Origin of the sequence: Streptomyces sp. NPDC021562, assembly GCF_040640875.1 — a bacterium.
Taxonomy (GTDB): Bacteria; Actinomycetota; Actinomycetes; order Streptomycetales; family Streptomycetaceae; genus Streptomyces.
Genome location: NZ_JBFACN010000008.1, coordinates 257151 through 278320 on the forward strand (window position 1 = coordinate 257151; position 21170 = coordinate 278320).

General features: G+C 71.5%; 22 protein-coding genes. 7 read left to right on the forward strand and 15 right to left on the reverse strand.

Features of this window, described 5'->3' with window-relative positions; translation table 11 throughout:
- Positions 1 to 43 precede the first annotated feature (43 nt).
- Together AB0G52_RS15245 and AB0G52_RS15250 are read right to left on the reverse strand one after the other, a co-directional pair.
- A complete protein-coding gene (locus AB0G52_RS15245) occupies positions 44 to 535 on the reverse strand; it encodes a cupin domain-containing protein (RefSeq protein WP_132889727.1) in 492 nt (163 codons plus the stop codon).
- Between the two features lie 36 nt (positions 536 to 571).
- Positions 572 to 943, reverse strand: coding sequence for a DUF4267 domain-containing protein (locus AB0G52_RS15250; RefSeq protein WP_361336758.1), 372 nt, complete (start codon positions 941 to 943; stop codon positions 572 to 574).
- 94 nt (positions 944 to 1037) lie between these two features.
- Between AB0G52_RS15250 and AB0G52_RS15255 the strand changes: the two genes are divergently transcribed.
- Positions 1038 to 1616, forward strand: a complete 579-nt coding sequence (locus AB0G52_RS15255) for a TetR/AcrR family transcriptional regulator (protein ID WP_132889725.1) — start codon at positions 1038 to 1040, stop codon at positions 1614 to 1616.
- A gap of 90 nt (positions 1617 to 1706) precedes the next feature.
- Here the strand turns inward: AB0G52_RS15255 and AB0G52_RS15260 are convergent, their stop codons facing one another.
- The 5 genes from AB0G52_RS15260 to AB0G52_RS15280 form a co-directional block, all read right to left on the reverse strand.
- Positions 1707 to 3944, reverse strand: coding sequence for a bifunctional diguanylate cyclase/phosphodiesterase (locus AB0G52_RS15260; RefSeq protein WP_132889724.1), 2238 nt, complete (start codon positions 3942 to 3944; stop codon positions 1707 to 1709).
- Between the two features lie 212 nt (positions 3945 to 4156).
- On the reverse strand, positions 4157 to 6352 hold the full coding sequence (gene ligA, locus AB0G52_RS15265) for an NAD-dependent DNA ligase LigA (RefSeq protein WP_132889723.1): 2196 nt from the start codon (positions 6350 to 6352) through the stop codon (positions 4157 to 4159).
- A gap of 13 nt (positions 6353 to 6365) precedes the next feature.
- Complete coding sequence (locus AB0G52_RS15270) at positions 6366 to 7367, reverse strand: methionine synthase (RefSeq protein WP_132889722.1); 1002 nt, start codon at positions 7365 to 7367, stop codon at positions 6366 to 6368.
- A 124-nt stretch (positions 7368 to 7491) separates the two neighbouring features.
- Complete coding sequence (locus AB0G52_RS15275; protein ID WP_361336761.1) at positions 7492 to 8196, reverse strand: SDR family oxidoreductase; 705 nt, start codon at positions 8194 to 8196, stop codon at positions 7492 to 7494.
- Between the two features lie 16 nt (positions 8197 to 8212).
- On the reverse strand, positions 8213 to 8752 hold the full coding sequence (locus tag AB0G52_RS15280; RefSeq protein WP_132889720.1) for a TIGR00730 family Rossman fold protein: 540 nt from the start codon (positions 8750 to 8752) through the stop codon (positions 8213 to 8215).
- Positions 8753 to 8837: 85 nt separating this feature from the next.
- On the opposite strand from AB0G52_RS15280, the gene AB0G52_RS15285 reads away from it, so the two are divergent.
- Positions 8838 to 9164 carry a DUF427 domain-containing protein gene (locus AB0G52_RS15285; RefSeq protein ID WP_132889719.1) on the forward strand — a complete coding sequence of 109 codons (327 nt, stop codon included), beginning with the start codon at positions 8838 to 8840 and terminating at the stop codon, positions 9162 to 9164.
- Here AB0G52_RS15285 and mnmA read toward each other — a convergent pair.
- Complete coding sequence (mnmA, locus tag AB0G52_RS15290; RefSeq protein ID WP_361336764.1) at positions 9140 to 10276, reverse strand: tRNA 2-thiouridine(34) synthase MnmA; 1137 nt, start codon at positions 10274 to 10276, stop codon at positions 9140 to 9142. The two genes, AB0G52_RS15285 and mnmA, sit on opposite strands and share 25 nt — an antisense overlap.
- Positions 10277 to 10378: 102 nt before the next feature.
- Between mnmA and AB0G52_RS15295 the strand changes: the two genes are divergently transcribed.
- Positions 10379 to 11023 carry an N-acetylmuramoyl-L-alanine amidase gene (locus AB0G52_RS15295; RefSeq protein WP_361336766.1) on the forward strand — a complete coding sequence of 215 codons (645 nt, stop codon included), beginning with the start codon at positions 10379 to 10381 and terminating at the stop codon, positions 11021 to 11023.
- 247 nt (positions 11024 to 11270) lie between these two features.
- Positions 11271 to 12815: a multicopper oxidase domain-containing protein gene (locus tag AB0G52_RS15300; RefSeq protein WP_361336768.1), complete on the forward strand. Its 1545-nt coding sequence runs from the start codon at positions 11271 to 11273 to the stop codon at positions 12813 to 12815.
- Positions 12816 to 12906: 91 nt separating this feature from the next.
- Here AB0G52_RS15300 and AB0G52_RS15305 read toward each other — a convergent pair whose 3' ends face one another.
- The 3 genes from AB0G52_RS15305 to AB0G52_RS15315 all read right to left on the reverse strand — a co-directional run bounded on the left by AB0G52_RS15305 (position 12907) and on the right by AB0G52_RS15315 (position 14725).
- Entirely contained in the window at positions 12907 to 14070 is a 1164-nt protein-coding gene (locus tag AB0G52_RS15305) for a cysteine desulfurase family protein (RefSeq protein ID WP_361336770.1), read from the reverse strand.
- Positions 14071 to 14250: 180 nt separating this feature from the next.
- Positions 14251 to 14523 carry a DUF4190 domain-containing protein gene (locus AB0G52_RS15310; protein ID WP_361336818.1) on the reverse strand — a complete coding sequence of 91 codons (273 nt, stop codon included), beginning with the start codon at positions 14521 to 14523 and terminating at the stop codon, positions 14251 to 14253.
- A gap of 34 nt (positions 14524 to 14557) precedes the next feature.
- Positions 14558 to 14725, reverse strand: a complete 168-nt coding sequence (locus AB0G52_RS15315; RefSeq protein ID WP_165939399.1) for a hypothetical protein — start codon at positions 14723 to 14725, stop codon at positions 14558 to 14560.
- 121 nt (positions 14726 to 14846) lie between these two features.
- On the opposite strand from AB0G52_RS15315, the gene AB0G52_RS15320 reads away from it, so the two are divergent.
- The gene (locus AB0G52_RS15320; RefSeq protein ID WP_132889714.1) at positions 14847 to 15485 is read left to right on the forward strand and encodes a TetR family transcriptional regulator; all 639 of its coding nucleotides are present in this window, start codon (positions 14847 to 14849) and stop codon (positions 15483 to 15485) included.
- Between the two features lie 60 nt (positions 15486 to 15545).
- Here the strand turns inward: AB0G52_RS15320 and AB0G52_RS15325 are convergent, their stop codons facing one another.
- A complete protein-coding gene (locus AB0G52_RS15325) occupies positions 15546 to 15923 on the reverse strand; it encodes a hypothetical protein (protein ID WP_132889713.1) in 378 nt (125 codons plus the stop codon).
- 195 nt (positions 15924 to 16118) lie between these two features.
- Positions 16119 to 16970 carry a thioesterase family protein gene (locus AB0G52_RS15330; RefSeq protein WP_132889712.1) on the reverse strand — a complete coding sequence of 284 codons (852 nt, stop codon included), beginning with the start codon at positions 16968 to 16970 and terminating at the stop codon, positions 16119 to 16121.
- Between the two features lie 164 nt (positions 16971 to 17134).
- Between AB0G52_RS15330 and AB0G52_RS15335 the strand changes: the two genes are divergently transcribed.
- The gene (locus AB0G52_RS15335; RefSeq protein WP_361336773.1) at positions 17135 to 18358 is read left to right on the forward strand and encodes an alpha/beta hydrolase-fold protein; all 1224 of its coding nucleotides are present in this window, start codon (positions 17135 to 17137) and stop codon (positions 18356 to 18358) included.
- Here AB0G52_RS15335 and AB0G52_RS15340 read toward each other — a convergent pair.
- Both AB0G52_RS15340 and AB0G52_RS15345 read right to left on the reverse strand, forming a co-directional pair.
- Positions 18267 to 18926 (reverse strand): trimeric intracellular cation channel family protein, encoded by a 660-nt coding sequence (locus tag AB0G52_RS15340; RefSeq protein WP_132889710.1) that lies wholly within the window; start codon positions 18924 to 18926, stop codon positions 18267 to 18269. The genes AB0G52_RS15335 and AB0G52_RS15340 overlap by 92 nt on opposite strands.
- A gap of 47 nt (positions 18927 to 18973) precedes the next feature.
- Positions 18974 to 20365 carry a M1 family metallopeptidase gene (locus AB0G52_RS15345; protein WP_361336775.1) on the reverse strand — a complete coding sequence of 464 codons (1392 nt, stop codon included), beginning with the start codon at positions 20363 to 20365 and terminating at the stop codon, positions 18974 to 18976.
- Positions 20366 to 20624: 259 nt separating this feature from the next.
- Here AB0G52_RS15345 and AB0G52_RS15350 point away from each other — a divergent pair, with 259 nt between their 5' ends.
- A complete protein-coding gene (locus tag AB0G52_RS15350; RefSeq protein WP_132889708.1) occupies positions 20625 to 21146 on the forward strand; it encodes a hypothetical protein in 522 nt (173 codons plus the stop codon).
- The last annotated feature ends 24 nt before the right edge of the window (positions 21147 to 21170 follow it).

A 21170-nucleotide genomic window follows, 5' to 3' on the forward strand; every position in this document is an offset into this window, starting at 1 on the left:
GTGGCTGTTAAACGGTTTCGCCGGGCCCCGTATCCATCGGGTTTCAGTGGCGTCTCTCCCAGGCCGTGCTGCGCAGGAAGTGGTTGTCGTACAGCTCCTGCGTCTCCAGGAGGCTCTCCAGGGTGGCCTCGCCGAGGCGCAGGCGCTGGAGGTGGCGGAAGTACTCGAAGCGCTCCACGCCCGGGGTGATGACGATCAGGAGGTCCGCGGTGCTGCCGGGGACGGCGGCGAAGGCGTGCGGCCTGCCGGGCGGGACGACGACCAGGTCGCCGCGTTCGGCGGTGACGACGTCGTCGCCGGAGAGCAGTTCGGCCGCACCGTCGAGCAGGTAGAACAGCTCGGCGGCGGTGCGGTGCAGGTGCGGTGCGGCGCCGTCGGCGCCCTCGCCGAGCGTGACCCGGACGGTGGAGAGCGCGCCGCCGGTGGCGCTGCTGTCGGCGAGCAGCCGGATCCGGGTCGGGTCGCCGCCGACCACCTCGGCGGCGGCCTCCCGCACGATCACGGACTCATCGAACTTCGGTACGAACAACGACATGACGGAACCCCCGGTGGGTGACGGCGCGCCGCGCGGTCAGACGAGGAACAGCAGGGCGGCACTGATCAGGATGATGATCGCGGTGGCGAAGTGGATCCCGAAGGCGACCGCCTTCGTCCCGCCGTTGCGGAGCACGTTCACCGTGTCCCCGAACGGTATGAGTGCCACGCCGAGCATGAACCAGGCCTCGGCGTGCGCCCCGGCGAAGGCCAGCAGCAGGAGCCCCACGACTCCGTACGTGCCGTCCCTGAGGCCCTTGACCGAGAGGTAGGCGCCGGCGTCGCCCTTCGGGTCGGCCGGCACGCCGTAGCCGGCGGCGGCGGGGCCCGGCTGGAACAGGAACCGGTAGCCGAGGAACAGGCAGAACAGGTCGAGCAGGACGGCGAGGGTGTACGCGGTGACGGTCATGGTCTCCCCCTGAGAGATTTTCTAGCAACGCTAGGACTGATAGCGAAGCTAGCAGAGCATCGACAGATTGGCTAGCGCTGCTAGAATTCCAGGCATGTCGATTCAGAACCGCCGGGAACGTGAACGGGCAGAGCGCGAGCAGCTGATCGTCACGGCCGCCCGCGAACTCGCCGAGACGGAGGGCTGGGACGCGGTGACCACCCGCCGCCTGGCCGCCGAGATCGAGTACAGCCAGCCGGTCCTCTACAGCCACTTCAAGGGCAAGGACGCGATCATGGCGGCGGTGGCGGTGCAGGGCTGCGCCGACCTCGCGGTGGAGCTACGGGCGGCGCGCACGTCGGCGACGACCACGCGCGAGGCGCTGGCCGCGGTCGCGGCCACGTACACGTCCTTCGGGCGCCGCCGCCCGGCCCTCTACGACGCGATGTTCACCCACCTGGTGGACCTGCCGTTCGCGACCCCCGAGGCTCCGGAGCCGCTGCAGGCGGCGTTCGGCGAGATCCTCGGGGCGGTCGAGCCGATCACCGCCGACGGCGAGCACGCCGGCATCCTGACCGAGACCTTCTGGGCCGCCCTGCACGGCCTGGTGACCCTGATGCGCAGCGGCCGCCTGCCGGAGAAGGACCACGAGACGCGGCTGGCGCTGCTGGTCAGCCACTTCGCCACTCCGTAAGGGGCCAGCTCCCCCAAAGGGCGCACCATCGCGTCCCCAGGGCAGACGCTCACCTCTTGAAAAAGGGTGAACGGGCGGGCGGGTGGGAAACTACTCGGCCGCCGGGAGAGCCGCCCGCGGCCGCTCCCATCCCCGCGCCCCGCGCGCCAGCAGCCATGCGGTGGTCTCCTCCGGCGGCATGGCGGCGGCGACCAGCCACCCCTGCACCGCGTCGCACCCCAGGTCCCGCAACCGCTCCCAGGTCTCGTCGTCCTCGACGCCCTCCGCGACGACCAGCAGCCCCAGCGAATGCGCGAGGTCGACCGTGCAGCGCACGATCTCGGCGTCCTCGTTGTCCACGGCCAGGCGGGCCACGAAGGACCGGTCGATCTTCAGCTCGCTCACCGGCAGCCGCCGCAGGTGCACCAGCGACGAGTAGCCCGTGCCGAAGTCGTCCAGGGACATCTTCACGCCGTGCCCGTTGAGTCCCGCGAGGGTGTCGGCGGCCCGCTGCGGGTCCTCGAGCAGCACATGCTCGGTTATCTCCAGCTGCAGCGCCCCGGCCGGCACGCCGTGCCGGGCCAGCCGCGCCGCCACCAGGCCCGCGAACCCGGGCGTGTGAACGTCCCGCGGCGAGACGTTGACCGCCACCGGGACCCGCAGACCCTGCGCCCGCCACGCGGCGACCTGCCCGAGCGCGGTCTCCAGGACGTACTCCGTCAGATGGGGCATCAGCCCGGAGGACTCGGCGATCGCTATGAACTCGTCCGGCGGCACCTTGCCGCGCTCGGGGTGCACCCACCGCACGAGGGCCTCGAGTCCGGCCACCTGGCCGTCGAAGCGCACCTTGGGCTGGTAGTGCAGCTGCACCTCGTGGGCGTCCAGGGCGCGGCGCAGGTCGCCCAGCAGGCCCAGCCGGTCCGGGGTGTTGGAGTCCCGCTTGGACTCGTAGACCTCGACGCCGGTGCGGTCCCGCTTCGCCTGGTACATGGCCACGTCGGCCCGGCGCAGCAGCCCTTCCGCGTCGAGCGCGTGGTCGGGGAAGACGGCGACGCCGGCGCTGGCCTCCAGGACGAGGGTGAGGCCGTCGAGGTCGAGCGGGGAGGAGAGGGCGGTGACCAGGTTGCGGGCCACCCGGGTCGCGGACGTCGTGGAGTCGGCGACGGGCAGTAAGACCGCGAACTCGTCACCGCCGAGCCGGGCCGCCTCCGCACCGCGAGGCAGCGCGGCCCGCAGCCGGTCCGCTATCTGGAGCAGCAGCCGGTCACCGGCGAGATGACCGAGCGTGTCGTTGACCGAACGGAACCGGTCGAGGTCGATCAGCATGAGGGCGGAACGGGCGCCGATGCGTTCCGCGTCGTCGAGGGCGGTCCAGATCCGCTCCAGGAGCCACTGCCGGTTGGGCAGTCCGGTCAGCGGGTCGCGCAGTTGCTCCTCGGCGCGGGCCCGGGCTATCCACAGGGTGGAGTCGAGGGCGACCAGCGGGATGGAGAACAGCGGGAGCAGCAGCGGCTGGGCGACGGCGACCACGCAGACGAGCGGGGCGATGCCGAGCAGGGCGACGGCGACCAGGCCCTGTCGCATCAGGGCGGTGCGGGCGACGGTGGGCACTTCGCCGCCGCGCGGGATGTGCAGGTACCAGAGCAGGGCGCGGGTGACGGCGAGGTAGGCCACCGCCACCAGCACGACCTGGGGTGCCGCGGTGACGCTCCAACCGGCGGGGTTCCAGGGGGACTCGACGGTCGGCACCCGGCCGAACGCGCCGAGCACGAGAGCGCCGGCGCCGATGCCGAGGATGTCCACCGCGCCGTGCAGGACGCCCTGCCGCCAGCGGTGGCGCCGGGCTATGCCGACCAGGACGACGACGGTGAGGCTGACCATGCCGGCCGGGACCCAGCCGTAGAGCAGCAGGACGGCGAGGGTGAGGGCGGCGCCGGAGCCGGTGCCGCCCCACCAGCGGGCGCGGCCGAGCAGCACCAGGTGGCCGACGATGATGCCGGTCAGCACGGCCAGCGACCAGCCCACCGTGCCCGACGGGAACAGGGCGTGGTGGTCGGTGAAGGCGCGGTAGAAGCCGGCACCGAGGACGAACGCGGCGGCGCCGACGGTACCGGCGGGCAGCGCGGGCCAGGACAGGTGCCGTTCGGAGTCGTGTTCGGAGCCGGTCAGACGGGACGGTGGCTCGACGGCGGCCAGCGGCAGCGGGTCACGGGCGTCCGCCACGAGGCTCGCGACCGGCAACCCGGTGCGCCGGTCGCCCCGCCCCGTCCCGCGGCTCTCCCGCCACGCGCACGCCCGGCGGCGCAGCGGCAGCCGTGCGCCCGGGGCGGCGCTCTCGGTCGGTTCCATTCCCGTCCCTCTCACAGCCGGCGGTGCCCACGCCATGCGGTCCGTGCCCTGCGGAGCACGGGAATGCCCCGACCGCAGCTGGGCACGGCGGGCGCATATCCCAACAGTAGGCCGCGGAAGGCTTTCACGGGCAACGGTCGTGGACGGTTGCCCGATTGCGCCCCGGCCACCCGTATGCATCTGGTATGCGCCGAACGGGTGGCCTTCAACCGCTACTCCCCGGTCGGAAGCGCCACTTCGGCCGCCGCCTCCGGCCCCTGCTCCAAAAGGACGACGAATCCGTCCTCGTTCAGGACCGGAACCTTCACCTGCATCGCCTTGTCGTACTTCGATCCGGGGTTGTCACCGACGACCACGAAGGATGTCTTCTTGGACACCGAGCCGGTCACCTTGGCCCCGCGGCTCTGCAGTGCGTCCTTGGCGCCGTCCCGGGTGTAGCGCTCCAGCGTTCCGGTGACGACGACGGTGAGTCCTTCCAGGGGACGCGGTCCCTCGTCGTCGCCGGTGGACTCGTCCTCGAGCGGGACTCCAGCGGCCTTCCACTTTCGGATGATCTCGCGGTGCCACTCCTCGGCGAACCACTCCTTGAGCGCCGTCGCGATGATGCCTCCGACGCCGTCGATGCCGGCCAGTTCCTCCTCGGTGGCCTGCTCGATGCGGTCGATGGAGCGGAACTCGCGGGCCAGCGCCTGTGCGGCGACCGGTCCGACGTGCCGGATGGACAGGCCGTTGAGGAAGCGGGCGAGCGGACGGGTCTTCGCCTCCTCGATGTGCTGGAGGAGGGCGAGGGTGTTCTTCTTGGGCTCGCCCTTCTGGTTGGCGAAGACCGTGACGACCTTCTCCTCGCCCGACTTGGGGTCGCGCTTGGGCAGCCCGCTGTCGGGGTCGAGGACGTACGCCTTGATGGGCAGCAGCTTCTCCACCGTGAGGTCGAAGAGGTCTCCCTCGTCGACCAGCGGCGGGTCGGCCGGCTCCAGCGGCCGGGTGAGGGCGGCCGCCGCCACCGAGCCGAAGTGCTCGATGTCCAGGCACTCCCGGCCCGCGAGATACGCCACCCGCTCCCTCAACTGGGCGGGGCAGGTGCGGGCGTTGGGGCAGCGGAGGTCGATGTCGCCCTCCTTCATGGGCCGCAGCGGGGTGCCGCACTCGGGGCACTCGGCGGGCATCACGAACTCCCGCTCGCTGCCGTCGCGCAGGTCGGCGACGGGGCCGAGGATCTCGGGGATCACGTCACCGGCCTTGCGCAGCACCACGGTGTCGCCGATCAGCACCCCCTTGGCCTTGACGACCTCCTGGTTGTGCAGGGTCGCGAACTCCACCTCGCTGCCCGCCACCGTCACCGGCTCGACCTGCGCGTACGGCGTGACCCGCCCGGTGCGCCCGACACCGACCTTGATGTCGATGAGCTTGGTGTTGACCTCCTCCGGCGCGTACTTGTACGCGATCGCCCAGCGCGGGGCCCGGGCCGTCGAACCGAGGCGGCCCTGGAGGCGGATCTCGTCCAGCTTGACGACGACGCCGTCGATCTCGTGCTCCACCGAGTGCCGGTGCTCGCCGTAGTGGGCGATGAACTCCCGCACCCCGTCGAGGTCGTCGACCACCCTGTTGTGCCGGGAGGTGGGCAGTCCCCAGGTCTTCAGCAGCTCGTACGCCTCGGAGAGCCGGCCGAGGCCCTCGAAGCCCTCCAGGGCGCCGATGCCGTGCACGACCATGTGCAGCGGGCGGGAGGCGGTGACGCGCGGGTCCTTCTGGCGCAGCGAACCGGCCGCCGCGTTGCGCGGGTTGGCGAACGGCTTGTCACCGGCCGCGACCAGCCGTTCGTTGAGCTCGGCGAACTTCTCCATCGGGAAGTAGACCTCGCCTCGGATCTCCACCAGGTCCGGGACCTTCTCGCCGTGCAGCCGGTCCGGGATCTCGGCGATCGTGCGGACGTTGGGCGTGATGTCCTCGCCGGTGCGGCCGTCGCCGCGGGTAGCCGCGCGGACGAGGCGCCCGCGCTCGTACGTCAGGTTGACCGCGAGGCCGTCGACCTTCAGCTCGCACAGGAAGTGGAACTCCTGGTCGCCCAGCTCCTTGTGGATGCGCTCGACCCAGGCCGCGAGGTCGTCGTCGTTGAACGTGTTGTCCAGCGACATCATCCGCTCGCGGTGCTCGACCGAGGTGAACTCCGTCTCGTACGACCCCGCGACCTTCTGGGTCGGCGAGTCCGGGGTGCGCAGCGGCGGGTACTGGTCCTCCAGCGCCTCCAGCGTCTTCAGGAGCCTGTCGAACTCGGCGTCGCTGACGACCGGGGCGTCCTTCACGTAGTACCGGAAGCGGTGCTCCTCGATCTGCTCGGCGAGCTGCGCGTGCTGCTCCCGGGCCTCGGCGGGCACCGCCGTCTGAGCCTGCTGCTTGTCGCCGGCCACCGTGTTCCTCCCGTTACTCTGGGTTGTCCGCGAGTGATCTCGCCGCCCGGACGCAGTGGGCGAGCGCCTGCCGGGCGTAGGCCGGGGAGGCGCCCGCGAGCCCGCACGCCGGTGTGACCGTGACGGTCTCCGCGAGCAGCCCCGGTCGCAGCCCCAGCCTGCGCCACAGCGTCCTGACACCCATGACGCTACCGGCAGGGTCTGACAATGCGGTGTCCGTGCCGGGCACGACACCGGCCAGCAGCCGGGTACCGGCCTCCACGGCCTCGCCGATCGTCTCGTCGTCACGTTCGGTGAGGAGCGAGAAGTCGAACGAGACCGCTTCGGCCCCGGCCCGGCGCAGCAGCGCGAAGGGCACGTCGGGGGCGCAGGAGTGGACGGCCACCGGGCCGCCGGCGTGGACGTCGATGACGTCCCGCAGGGTCGACTCGACGAGCTGGCGGTCCACGGCCCGGTGGGTGCGGTAGCCGCTGGCGGTCCGCACCTGGCCGCGCAGCACGGCGGTGAGGGACGGCTCGTCGAGTTGCAGCACGAGGCCGGCGCCGGGAACCCGCCGCTGTACCTCGGCCAGGTGCAGGCGCAGGCCCTCGGCGAGCGACGCGGCCAGGTCGCGGCAGGCGCCGGGGTCGGAGAGGGCCGACTCGCCGTTCCTCAGCTCCAGGGCGGCGGCGAGCGTCCAGGGCCCGACCGCCTGCACCTTCAGCGGCCCCTGGTACTCCTGGGTGAACTCCTCCAGTGCGTCCAGGTCCTCGCCCAGCCAGGACCGGGCGCGCCGGGTGTCGCGGCCCGGCCGGTCGCCGATCCGCCAGCCGCTGGGCTCCACGCGCGCGTACAGCTCGACGAGCAGGCCCGCGGTACGGCCGATCATGTCGGCGCCGGGGCCGCGGGCGGGCAGTTCGGGCAGGAACGGGAAGTCCTCGAAGCTGCCCGTCGCGGTTTTCGCGGCCTCCCTGGCGTCGGTGCCGGGAAGCGAGCCGACGCCGGTGGCCGGGCCGAAGGTGGGGTGTGCGTTCACACGAGGAGCCTATGCGGGGTGACCGCGGTGCGGGTGCGGTGGTCGGGGTGCGGTGGCGCGGCTGCGCTGGTCGGGGCGCGGGTGCGCTGGTGCGGTGCGCCGGACGTGGTGCCCCCGACCGCCGCTACGCCGGGCCGGGCGTCGGGCCGGGGCGCACGCTGACGTCCGTGATCTCCGCGTCCCTCGGGAGGTCCAGGGCGGTCAGGACGGTGGTCGCCACCGACTCCGGGTCGATCCAGCGGGCCGGGTCGTACTCCTTGCCCTCCTGCTGGTGGACCTTCGCCTGCATCGGGCTCGCCGTCCGGCCCGGGTAGACCGAGGTGACCCGGACTCCGTTGCCGGCCTCCTCCTGGCGCAGGGAGTCCGCGAGGGCCTTCAGGCCGTGCTTGGACGCCGCGTACGCCGACCAGCCGGCGTGGGCGTTGAGTCCCGCGCCCGAGTTCACGAACAGCACATGGCCGCGGGCGGCGCGCAGCTGGGGCAGGAAGTGCCGGGTCAGCTCGGCCGGTGCGACCAGGTTGACGTTCAGCTGGTGCCGCCAGGACTTCGGGGTCAGCTCGCCGACCTCGCCCAGGTCCACCACGCCCGCGATGTGCAGCAGCGAGTCCACCCGGTCCGGGAGCGACTGGTGGGAGAAGGCCCAGGAGAGCCGGTCCGGGTCCGCCAGGTCGCCGACCAGGGTGCGGGCGCCCGGGAACTCGGCGGCGAATTCCTTGGCGCGGGCCGCGTCGCGCGCGTGCAGGACGAGGTCGTCCCCGCGCGCGTGCAGCCTGCGGGCCACGGCGGCGCCGATACCGGAGCCGGCGCCGGTGATCACATGAGTTGCCATGAGGGCCATGCTCGCATCAGCGGGCCGGCCGGTTCGCCTCCAGGTAGGCGAGCGCGTCGGCGGGTTCGGCGGCGAAGTGCATCAGCTCCGGCAGGGGGCGGGGCAGGAAGCCCTCGGCCTCCATGCGGCGGAACTGTTCCTCCAGGCCGTCGTAGAAACCGGCGGTGTTGAGCAGGACGACCGGCTTGTCCGTGCGGCCGTGCTTCTTCAGCTCCAGGATCTCGGTGGCCTCGTCCAGGGTGCCGGTACCGCCGACCATGACCACGACCGCGTCGGCCTTCTCCAGGAGGAGCCGCTTGCGCTCCGCGAGGGAGGCCGCGACGACCATCTCGTCGACGCCGGGGCGGGCCTTGTTGGCGAGGAACTCCACGGTGACGCCGATCAGCCTGCCGCCGCCCTCCTCGACCCCGTCCGCGACGACCTTCATGAGACCGGTGTCGGACCCGCCCCAGACCAGGGCGTGGCCGCCCGCTCCGATGAGTTTGCCGAAGTCGCGGGCGGGCCGGGTGTAGCGGTCGTCGAGGTCGGCGGCGGAGAGGAAGACGCAGATTCGCATGGGGTCAGGGTAGGCACTGGCGGAGTGCGGCGGGTGCGGGTGCCGGCGCCGGGAACAAGTGGGCGCCGGTACGCGTCCCCTCTACATGGCCTCAGGACACACCATCACCGTCGAAGACAGTGACCGGCACGTGCGCGTGACGCACGGCGACCTGGTCCTCGCCGAGAGCGACCGGGCCCTCGTACTGCACGAGACCGGCTGTCCCCCGCGCTACTACATCCCCGCCGACGACGTGCGGCTCGACCTGCTCACGCCCTCCGCGTCGCACAGCGTCTGCCCCTTCAAGGGCACCGCCTCCTACTGGTCCCTGCCGGACGCGCCGGACCTGGTCTGGGCGTATCCCGAGCCCAAGCCAGAGGTCGCCCGGATCAAGGACCACCTCTGCTTCTACGACGTCGAGGTCACCGACTGACGGCGTACGGTCGACGCGATGGTCGCCGAGCCGACGACGCGGGTGCCGTCGTACAGGACGATCGCCTGGCCGGGGGCGACGCCGCGGACCGGCTCGGTGAACGTGACGCGCAGTTCGCCGCCGACCAGCTCGGCGCTCACCTCGGTCTCGCCGCCGTGGGCGCGGAGCTGGGCGGTGTAGGTGCCGGGGCCGGAGGGGGCCGTGCCGCACCAGCGGGGCTTGATCGCGGTGAGGCCGGTGACGTCGAGGGCGGCGGCCGGGCCGACCGTGACCGTGTTGTCCACCGGTGAGATGTCGAGGACGTAGCGCGGCTTGCCGTCGGCGGCCGGGGTGCCGATCCGCAGGCCCTTGCGCTGGCCGATGGTGAAGCCGTACGCGCCCTCGTGGGTGCCGACCTTCGCGCCGGACTCGTCGACGATGTCGCCCTCCGCCTTGCCGAGCCGCCGGGCCAGGAAGCCCTGGGTGTCGCCGTCCGCGATGAAGCAGATGTCGTGCGAGTCGGGCTTCTTGGCGACGGCGAGGCCGCGGCGCTCGGCCTCCGCCCGGATCTCGTCCTTGGTGGTCACCGTGTCGCCGAGCGGGAAGAGCGCGTGGGCGAGCTGCTTCTCGTCCAGGACGCCGAGGACGTACGACTGGTCCTTGGCCATGTCGGAGGCGCGGTGCAGTTCGCGGGAGCCGTCGTCCCCGACGACCACCTTCGCGTAGTGGCCGGTGCACACCGCGTCGAAGCCGAGGGCCAGGGCCTTGTCCAGGAGCGCGGCGAACTTGATCTTCTCGTTGCAGCGCAGGCACGGGTTGGGGGTGCGCCCGGCCTCGTACTCGGCGACGAAGTCCTCGACGACGTCCTCACGGAAGCGGTCGGCGAGGTCCCAGACGTAGAACGGGATGCCGATGACGTCGGCGGCGCGGCGGGCGTCGCGGGAGTCCTCGATGGTGCAACAGCCCCGGGCGCCCGTGCGGAAGGACTGCGGGTTCGCGGAGAGCGCGAGGTGGACGCCGGTGACGTCGTGGCCGGCTTCCGCCGCGCGGGCTGCGGCGACGGCGGAGTCCACGCCGCCCGACATGGCGGCGAGGACGCGGAGGGGACGGGTGCGCTGCGGGGTGTCAGTCATAGCCCCTCAAGGGTACGGGGGCGCGGGAACCAGGGCCCACGAGTATCCGTTGGAGATCACACGGCGTGCACACGGAGGTGCGCAGGGGGGGTGGATCGGACAGTGGCGGCTGACAGGGACCGGCGGATCGGGCGCCGCGCGCTGCTGGTCGGCGGGGCGGCGGCGGCCGTCGGCACGGCGGCGCTGAGCAGGGACGAGCTGACGCGGTTCTACTGGCGGCTGCCGGGCGTGCGCAAGGCCCGGGTGGCGGGGGCGGTGGACTTCAGGGGGGCGCGCTGGGTGGCGGCGTCCCCGGCGAACTACCGGACGGCGAACCGGCCGGACGACTATCCGGTGGACCGGGTGGTCGTCCATGTCACGCAGGGCGGCTACGCGAGCGCGGTGAAGGCCTTCCAGGACCCGGCGCACGCGGCGGCCGCGCACTACATCGTGCGCAAGGACGGACGGATCACCCAGCTGGTCCGCGAGCTGGACGTCGCGTTCCACGCGGGCAACCGGTCGTACAACGAGCGGAGCGTCGGGATCGAGCACGAGGGGTTCGTGGACCGTCCGCAGGACTTCACCGACGCGATGTACGCGGCCTCGGCACGGCTCACGGCCGCGATATGCAGGCGCTACGGCATGGCCGTGGACCGCGAGCACGTGATCGGCCACGCACAGGTGCCGGGGACGGACCACACCGATCCGGGCGAGCACTGGGACTGGGATCGCTACATGCGGCTGGTGCGGCACGCCGGACAGGCGTGACCCGCCCCGCCCTGGCTCAGGTGACTCAGATGACTCACGTGACTCAATCGTGACCCTGTGGTCGCCCTGCGCGCCGCCTGTGTCCGTTGCGTCCCTCACCCCGGGCGCAAGCTGCACCTCGCCAACTCGGGTCTGTTCGCGGGCGAGTTGAGCGATGCGGGCGTCCACGGCCGCCGCACAGCCCTCCGGGTCGGCTCCTAACTTCGCCTCAGATTGCGCACAGTCCCCCGGTCAACCATCCGGGGCCATGACCCACACCACAGATCCCGCCTTCGAGGCGGACGGCACCGACGAGCAGGTCACCCGCGGCGGGACGACGGCCAGGCGCCGCAAGGGACTTCACCGCCGCACGTTCCTCGGCGGCATGGCCGGGGTCGGGCTGGGCGCCGTAGCCGCGGGCGGCGCGGCCTTCGCCCTGCTGGCCGACGCGGAGGGCAACAAGGCCGGCGCCGCGACCAACACGGCGACGCTGACCGTCCCCGACCTCCTGGAGGGCACCACCTCCGGCGGCACCACCACCTTCACCCTGGAGGCGAAGACCGGCACCGCCGAGGTGATCTCCGGGGTCACCAGCTCCACGATGGGCTACAACCAGTCCTTCCTCGGCCCCACCATGAAGTGGACCAACGGCGACACGGTGCTGCTCAACATCACCAACAGCCTGGGCGAGGACACCACGGTCCACTTCCACGGCGCCCACGTCCCCGCCAAGATGGACGGCGGCCCCCAGGTCGCCTTCGCCGACGGGGAGACCTGGTCCCCGACGTTCACGGTCGAGGACGACGCCAAGACGCTCTGGTACCACCCGCACGCCCTGGGCACCACGGCCAAGCAGGCGGTGCACGGACTGGCCGGCATGATCATCGTGACGGACGACTCGACCGCCTCCTCGGACCTGCCGAGCACCTACGGCACCGACGACATTCCGTTGATCTTCCAGAGCCTCGCCACGGACAGCGCCGGCGACATCAAGTACAACCTCAGCGGCTACCTGGGCAACGGGCTGAGCTTCCCGCTGCTGCTGAACGGCACCAACGTGGACGACACCACCCTGACGTTCACGGCGACCAAGACCCGCACCCGGTTCCGGGTGCTCAACGCCTCGCCGTCCGACATCATCACCATCCAGCGCAGCGACGGCGGCAACCTCAACCAGATCGCCACCGACCAGGGCTACCTCACCGCGGCCACCGAGGTGACCAGCATCCGTCTGGTGGCCGGCGCCCGCGCCGAGTTCGTCCTCGACCTGTCGGACGCCGTCACGCTGCAGGCCGTCGTCACCACCGGCTGGGTCCGCGGCGGCAGCGGCACCTACGACGTGCTCGCGATCACCGCGTCCGGCACCGACACCCCCGACGACCTGCCGGCCTCGCTCAACACGATCGACCGGTACGACACCAGCGACTTCACCGCCCGGACCATCACCCTCGGCCAGAGCGGCACGACCATGACGATCAACGGGTCGGCGGGGACGAGCATGTCCTCGATGGCCATGATCAGCACCACGCTGGGGTCCAAGGAGATCTGGACCATCAAGAACGGCACCCAGCTGGAGCACTCGTTCCACCTGCACGACGTGCCCTACCAGCTGGTCTCCGTCAACGGCGAGGATCCGACGGGAGTCGACCTCGGCTGGTTCGACACCTACGAGGTGGTCGGCGGCGGCTCGATCAAGATCGCGATGGAGTTCACGGACTTCGCGGACGACACCTACATGTACATGTTGCACTGCCATCTGCTGCAGCACGAGGACGAGGGAATGATGGCGTCCCTCATGGTGACCGAGAGCTAGCCGGCCGGAGGCCGGTCCTCTCGTCAGGCAGCCGCCGGCGGGCGGAGCGCCGGCGGCAGCCGTTCGCGTGTCGCGCCCCGGCGGAACCGGTCTACGACAGTCCGGCGGCCCGGGCCCGCTCCACCGCCGGGCCGATCGCCTTGGCGACGGCGTCGACGTCGGCCTGGGTGGAGGTGTGGCCGAGCGAGAAGCGCAGGGTGCCCCGGGCCAGGTCCGGGTCGGTCCCGGTGGCCAGCAGGACGTGACTCGGCTGGGCGACCCCGGCCGTGCAGGCGGAGCCCGTCGAGCACTCGATGCCCTGCGCGTCGAGCAGCAGGAGCAGCGAGTCGCCCTCGCAGCCCGGGAACGTGAAGTGGGCGTTGGCCGGCAGCCGGTCCACCGGGTCGCCGCCGAGGATCGCGTCCGGTACGGCCGTACGCACCGCGTCGATCAGCTGGTCCCGCAGGGCGCCGACCTCGCGCGCGAACCGCTCGCGGCGCTCGGTGGCGAGGCGCCCGGCCACCGCGAAGGAGGCGATCGCCGGGACATCGAGGGTGCCGGAGCGCACGTGCCGCTCCTGGCCGCCACCGTGCAGGACCGGTACGGGGCTGTACTCACGGCCGAGCAGCAGGGCGCCGATGCCGTAGGGGCCGCCGATCTTGTGGCCGGAGACGGTCATCGCGGCGAGGCCGGAGGCGGCGAAGTCCACCGGGGTCTGGCCGAACGCCTGCACCGCGTCCGCGTGCAGGGGGATGTCGAACTCACGGGCCACGTCGGCGAGTTCGCGGATCGGCAGGATCGTGCCGATCTCGTTGTTGGCCCACATGACGGTGGCGAGGGCCACGTCGTCGGGGTTGCGGGCGATCGCCTCGCGCAGCGCGTCGGGGTGGACCCGGCCGTAGCCGTCGACGGGGAGGTACTCCACCGTCGCGCCCTCGTGTTCACCGAGCCAGTGGACCGCGTCGAGGACCGCGTGGTGTTCGACGGGGCTGGACAGGACCCGGGTGCGAGCGGGGTCCGCGTCGCGGCGGGACCAGTAGAGGCCCTTGACCGCGAGGTTGTCGGCCTCGGTGCCGCCGGAGGTGAGGACGACCTCGCTGGGGCGGGCGCCGAGCGCCTCGGCCAGGGTCTCCCTGGATTCCTCGACCGTGCGGCGGGCCTGGCGGCCGGAGGCGTGCAGGGAGGACGCGTTGCCGGTGACGCCCAGGGCGGCGGTGAGGGCAGCGGCCGCTTCCGGGAGCATGGGGGTCGTGGCTGCGTGGTCGAGGTAGGCCATGGTGGGGTCGATTCTACGGGGGGCGGGGTGGGGGTCGCCCAGCGCCGTAGGGGTCTATGGCCGGTTGCGGGTGCCGGTAGGCCGTGGCTGGTCGCGCAGTTCCTCCCCCAGCCTTCGGCCGGGGGTACCCCCAGCGCCCCTGACGGGGCGCTGCCCTGAACCGGGCTTTCAAGATCCCGTTCAGAGACTCCACGACACCGTGTTCGACAGCTCCATCGCGATGCCGAGGACCGCGAGGTCCGCCACGCCCAGGAACAGGCCGAGGTAGGCGCGGCCCTTGCGGGCCGTGCCGCGCCACAGGGCGACGGCGGCCAGGGCGATCGCGATCGGGCCCAGGAACAGGTTCAGGACCAGCAGGCCCAGCAGGCCCAGGATGAAGGACGCGACGGCCATGCCGTCGGCGTCGCGGGTGCGCGGCCGGGTACGGGGGGCGGCCGGGGCGGTGAGGTGCATCATGGTCGGCTCCTCTGGCGAGCGGGACGGAAGGTCAGTTGGCCGAGGTGCGGCGGTGCCGGGCGATGCGCTCACGGACCGCGAAGACGGCGAGCCAGACGGCGATGACCGCGGCCAGGCCGGCGGTGACGTCGAGCGGCGCGTGGGCCACAGTGCCCAGCACCACGCCGAGCAGCATGAGTGCGGCGACGAGGAACAGCATGGGTTTCGATCCCCCTCCGTTACATTTGGGTGAACGGTTGTAGTTACAGTTGTTCACTGACTTCGAGTCTAGCAACTCCTACGGCTTTTCAATTCTGGAGAACAGTTGTTAACTGGATGACATGAGTCACACCCTCGGCATCCGGCAGGCCCAGAAGCAGAAGACCCGCCAGGCCCTCCTGGACGCGGCGCTCGGGCTGCTGGAGGAGCAGAGCCTGAGCAGCCTGGGGCTGCGCGAGGTCACCCGGGCCGTCGGGGTCGCCCCGACCGCCTTCTACCGGCACTTCCGGTCCACCGCCGACCTGGGCGTCGCCCTCGTCGACGAGGCGCTCGGCAGCCTGCACCCCATGGTCCGCACGACGGTCGCCACCCCCGGCGACGAGCGCATCACCCGGGCCGTGCGGCTGATCGCCGACCATGTGGCCGCGCACCCGGCGCACGTCCGGTTCATCGCGCGCGAGCGGCACGGCGGGGTGCAGCCGGTGCGGGCGGCGATCCGGGACCAGCTGGCCCGGTTCGCCGAGGAGGTCAAGACGGAGCTGGCCAAGGACCCCGGGGCCGAGGGCTGGCAGGACGACGACCTGCTGATGCTGGCCCACCTGTACGTGGACCAGATGCTCATCACCGCCTCGCTGTTCCTGGAGACCCTGGAGTCGCCCGAGCCCTCGGAGGCGGAGCGGCAGCGCGTGACCCGGATCGCCACCCGTCAGATGCGGCTCATCAGCCTCGGCCGGCAGCACTGGCTGGACCAGGAGCCGTGACACACAGGGGCGGCGGGTCCGTTCGCCGGACGCGCCGCCCCTGTCGTACGACCTCGGTGCTCAGCTCTTCGTCGCCTGCGCGGTCGGCGCGCCGCTGGGGGCCGCGCCGCCGGCCCCGGGACCGCCCTGGCCGCTTCCGCAGCCACCGCCCATGCCGCCGCCGGGGCCGCCCTGACCGCCGCCGCCCGGCGCGCCGCTCGGCATGCCGGTGGGGGTGCCGGTCGGCTTGGCGGTGCCGGTGGGGGCGCCCGAGGGGGCACCGGACGGGGCGCCGGAGGCCCGACCGGTGGGCATGCCCGAGGGGCGCTGACAGGTCCCCGATGAGCCGGAGTTGCCGGTGCCGGAGGAGGACGACGAGTCGCCCGAGCCGCACGCGGTCAGCAGCAGCGGTGACACGGCGAGCAGGGCGACCGCGGGGACGAGACGTACACGCTTCATGAGAGCCAACTCCGTGGAGGATGAGGGAGTCCTGAGGAGTGGCACTCAACCAACGGCGCTTAGGGCGTTCTTGGGACCGCCCTATGCGCCGCCTGTGCTCGGGGCAAAGGGCGGTTCAAGGCACCCCTGTGACCTGCGCCTTCCGGAGCGGCGGCGGCCTGGGCGCTGGTACAGGCCCGTGACAGAGACCGGCGGTCAGCCGAGCCGGACGCGGGCCAGCTGCCGTGACTGGGCGACCAGCCGGTCCGCGCTGTCCCAGACCTCGGCGTCCTCCTCCAGGAAGCCGCCGGCGAGGTTCCGGGTGGTGATGGAGACCCGGAGGGGGCCCGGGGCGGGGCGGTGCCGGACGTGGACGGTGAGCTCGACCGTCGGGACCCAGCCCGTGAGGCCGATCTCGAACGCGGTGGGCGGCAGCGCGTCCACGGCCAGCAGCAGCGAGAACGGGTCGGCGTCCCGGCCGTCGGCGAGCCCGAACCAGGCGCGCATCTCGCCCTTGCCGGAGGGTGCGCCGAGCGCCCAGCCCAGGGTCGCCGGGTCCAGCTTGAGCATCAGCCGCTCGGTGATGGCGGAGCTGCCGTCGACCGGGGCGGGCCCGTCCTCGGGGCCGAAGCACTGGTCCATGGGCGGGATGGCGGGCGGGACGGCCGTCGTGCGGACGTCGTCGGGGAGGGCGGCGAGATCGCCGTAGGAGGCCAGGACGCGGATGCGTTCGACCTCGTTGCCCTCGTCGTCGTACTGGAAGAGGGAGGCCTGGCCGGTGGAGAGGGTGCGGCCGGTGCGGACGGTGTCCGTGCGGATCACGGCCGGGCCCGGCCGGGAGGCGGTCAGGTAGTGCGCGGAGACGGTGAACGGGTCCGGGTGCGGCAGCGTGTCCGCGAGGGCCCGCCCGAGCACCGCCAGCAGATAGCCGCCGTTGACGGCGCTGATGATGGTCCAGCCGGCCGAGAGGTCGATGTCGTACACCCCGGGCGCGCGCGGGGTCACCGCGGTGTCGCGGTCGAACTCGCTGTCGCCGATGACGGCCTGCGTCGCTGATGCTTCTGACATGCCTGAACAGTACAAGAGGAAATTACTAAGCGGTCGCTTTTGTGAGCCATGCGGCAGTGACTCCCCGGTAAGGGATCCCCCTCCCGAGTGAGGTTCCGGCAATTTCTAGGTAAGTGTCCGGAGACGTCCGTAACCCGGACCCGGGAATTCCCCTCTATGGGGACATGAGCCTCACCGGGACTCCGTTCCTCTACACGACCATCGTCCTGACCGTGGTCGCTCTCATACTGCCGCTCGCCCTGTGGTCGCGGATGCGGGGGCCCAGGATCGTGCGTGCCGCAGCCCGGGTCCTGATGCTGCTGTTCGCTCAGGCCACGGCGGTGACGCTGATCTTCGTACTGGTCAACAACCAGAACAACCTGTACGACAACTGGGCCGACCTCCTCGGCACCGGCAACCACGTCCAGCAGGCCGCCAACCTCGGCCAGGACGGGACCGGCGGAATAGCGCTGAAGACGCTGCCCAAGGTGAAGCAGACCTTCGCCGCGGCCAGCGGACCGGGCATGCGCGGGGTGCAGGTCACCCAGCTCAAGGGCCGGATCTCGGGGGTGAACGCCGAGGTCTACGTGTGGCTGCCGCCCCAGTACAACGAGCCCAGGTACAAGAACCACAGGTTCCCGGTGGTGGAGCTGCTGCCGGGCTACCCCGGCTCGGCCAAGGCGTGGTTCGGCTCGATGAAGGTGACCCAGCAGCTTGAGCCGCTGATGCGGAGCGGCAGGGTCGCGCCCTTCATCCTGGTCGCCCCGCGCACCAACCTGCTGGCCGGGGTGGACACCGGGTGCGCCAACATCCCGGGCACGGTCAACGCCGACACCTGGCTCAGCATCGACGTCCCGAAGATGGTCACCGACAACTTCCGGGCCGCCCCCGCCCCGGCGAACTGGGCCACCGCGGGCTACTCGGCCGGGGCGCACTGCGCGGTCAAGCTGGCGGTCGCGCACCCCGACCGCTACCGGGCCGCGGTCAGCCTGTCCGGGTACAACGACCCCATCGGCGAGCGCAACTCACTCGCCGCGCAGAACCCCACCCTGCGCGCGCAGAACAACCCCTACCTGCTGCTGCGGAAGGCGGCCAGCCCGCCCCCGGTCGCGCTCTACCTGTCCGGCGAGTCCGGTGACGGCTACCAGGCCGGGGTGGCGCTCGAACAGATCGCGAAGGCGCCGACCACCGTGCACGTGGTGTTCCTGCCGCGCAGCGACGGCGGCCACAACATGGCGCTGTGGCGGCCCCAGGTGGCGACCGTGTTCGAGTGGCTCACGGTCAACATGGGCCAGAGCCACGTCAAGGGCCGCTCCACTACTCCTCTCGAACCGTCGAGCGCCGGTTCCACGCGCGCGGCGCTCGCCAGTGGTACCGCATCGCGAGCAGGCGCAGTACGAAAGCGGTGACCACCGCGAGCCCGCTGGTGTACGGGGTCAGCGCGTCGTAGTGGATGCACAGCACCACGGTCGTCGCCCCGACGATCGCCGGGACCGCGTACAGGTCGCGGTCCCAGCGCAGCAGCGAGGGAACCTCGTTGGCGAGCACGTCCCTGAGCACGCCGCCGCCGACCGCGGTGGCGAGCCCCAGGGCGGCCGACGCGGTGAGGTTGAGGCCGTAGGAGTACGCCTTCGTCGTGCCGCTGACGGCGAACAGGCCGAGACCGGCCGCGTCGAACACCAGCACCGCCGACTGGATCCGTTCGACGTGCGGGTGGAGGAAGAACACCACCAGGGCCGCGATGAGGGGGGTCATGAAGTACCCGAGGTCCGTGAAGGCGGCCGGGGGCACCGCGCCGATGATCACGTCCCGGAAGATCCCGCCGCCCAGCGCGGTGACCTCGGCCAGCACGGCGATGCCGAAGACGTCGAAGTTCTTGCGGACGGCCAGCAGCGCGCCGGAGATCGCGAAGACGAAGATGCCGATGACGTCGAGGGTGTGCTGGACGGACGGGGAGAAGAGTTGCTGGAGCTGCACCCTGACATTGTGGACCGTCAGGGTGCACGCACCTTACAAAGCCAGGCCTACAGGGTCGGTTTGCCAGGGGTGAAGAGCCAGGTGTGGAACAGGCCGTCGAGCTGCTGCCCGGAGACCTTCTCCGCGAGCCGGATGAAGTCGGCGGTGTCGGCGTTGCCGTAGCGGTGCAGCTTCGTCCAGGCGGGGAGCAGCTTGAAGAAGGCCGTGTCGCCGATCCGTTCGCGCAGCATCTGGAGGGTCATGGCGCCGCGCTGGTAGACGGCCGAGGCGAACATGGTGTCGCGCTGCGGGTCGGCGACGGTGATCCCCCAGAAGGGGTTGTCGGCGGCCCGGGCGTCGTAGGCGGCGAGGAACGAGTCGTGGGCCGACCTGGTGCCCTGGTGCTCGGCCCACAGCCACTGGGCGTAGGTGGCGAAGCCCTCGTTGAGCCAGGTGTCCTTCCACTGCGCCACGCTCACCGAGTCGCCGAACCACTGGTGGGCCAGTTCGTGCACGATCGTCGTCTCGTTGCGCACCGCCGAGTAGGCCGGCTTGCTCTGCACCTCCAGCGAGAACCCCGCCTGCGGCATGTTGTCGACGATCGCACCGGTCTCCTCGAAGGGGTACGGCCCGAAGAGCGAGGCCCAGTAGTCGGTGGCGGCGGCCGTGACGGCGTACACGTCGACGCTGTTGCTGTTGGCGAGGGTGGGGTCGATGGCCACGTAGATCGGTATGCCGGAGGGGGTCTTCCCGGTCCGTACGTCGAACTTGCCGATGGTGGCGGTGGCGAGGTAGGTCGCCATGGGCTTCGACTCGCGCCAGTGGGTGTACGTGGAGGCGCCCTTGTCGTAGGTCGAGACGAGCCGGCCGTTGGAGACCGCGGTCAGGCCCTTGGGCGCCTTGACCCTGATGTCGTAGGTGGCCTTGTCGGAGGGGTGGTCGCTGGACGGGAACCAGGTGGAGGCCGCGTTGGGCTCGCAGGCGACGAAGACGCCGTCGGGGGTCTTCATCCAGCCGTAGTCGGAGCCGAAGACGATGGGGCTGTTGAGGGGCTGGGGTATGCCGCCGTAGGTGACGGAGACGGTGAACGTGCGGCCCCTGGCGAGGAAGTTCCCGGGGGTGACGGTGATCTCGTCGCCGCTGCGCGTGAACTCGGCGCGTCTGCCGTTCACCTCGATCCGGGTGACGTCCAGCTTCTGGAGGTCGAGGTCGAAGGAGGAGAGGTTCTGGGTGGCGCGCGCGGTGATCGTCGTACGGCCGTCCAGGCGGCCGGTGTCGGGGGCGTAGGCGATGTCGAGGTCGTAGTGCCGGGCGTCGAACCCGCCGTTGCCGAGCTGCGGGAAGTAGGGGTCGCCGACGCCGTCGGCGCCCGGGGTGGGGGCGGGAGCGGCGGCGATGACGAAGGAGGCGGCTGCCGCGGTCGCGACAGCCGCCAGCCGTGCCGAACGGGAGAGGCGCATGGGTCGTCCCTTTCGAGCGTGCCGGTCAGTGGACGGACAGGGCCGACTCTGCACGCTCCCGTCACGACATGTACATGGCTTTACCGAGACGTGTCACGAGTCACCTGCGACAGACTCCTGTTCTCGGCCATCACCTCGGCAACCTCAGTTCTTGCTCAACTCGTTCCGGGCTCCGTTGACCGTCCACCGTCACGTTCATAGGGTCACGGCTGACGGCATTCGCGGCAGCGAAAGCCGCACCATTCACTGGGGGAATTCCATGCGCAAGAGAGCCACGCTGGCCGCGTTCGTCATGGCCGCGACGGTGCCGGTGGTCGCGGGGGCGGCACCGGCGGCCGCCGGCACCGTCACGCCGAAGTCGTGCCCGATCACCTACGGCGTCCTCATCACGTCGCACAAGGCGTACCGGCTGCCCGCGAAGGGCGCCTACTTCAAGGACGGCCCCGGCGGCACCATCTCGGCCTCGGTGACCAGGTCCAGCACCATCACCTACAGCCTCTCCACCTCGCTGGAGGTCAGCGCGAGCTACCTCTTCGCCTCGGCCAAGGCCTCCGTGAGCGGATCCATCACCAAGTCGGTGGCGGTCACGACCGGTCACACGTACTCGCACGACATCAACCCCCACAAGTACGGCAACCTGCAGTACGGCTCCAACGGCTACAAGGTCGGCTGGCAGTCGAACCGCACGAACCCCAACTGCAGGACGACGGTCCTGGCGACGGGCACGGCGAAGCTGCCGGCCACTTCGGTCGGGTGGCACTACTGGGAGACGAAGTCCTGAACCTGCCCGGTAATCCGGGTGGCA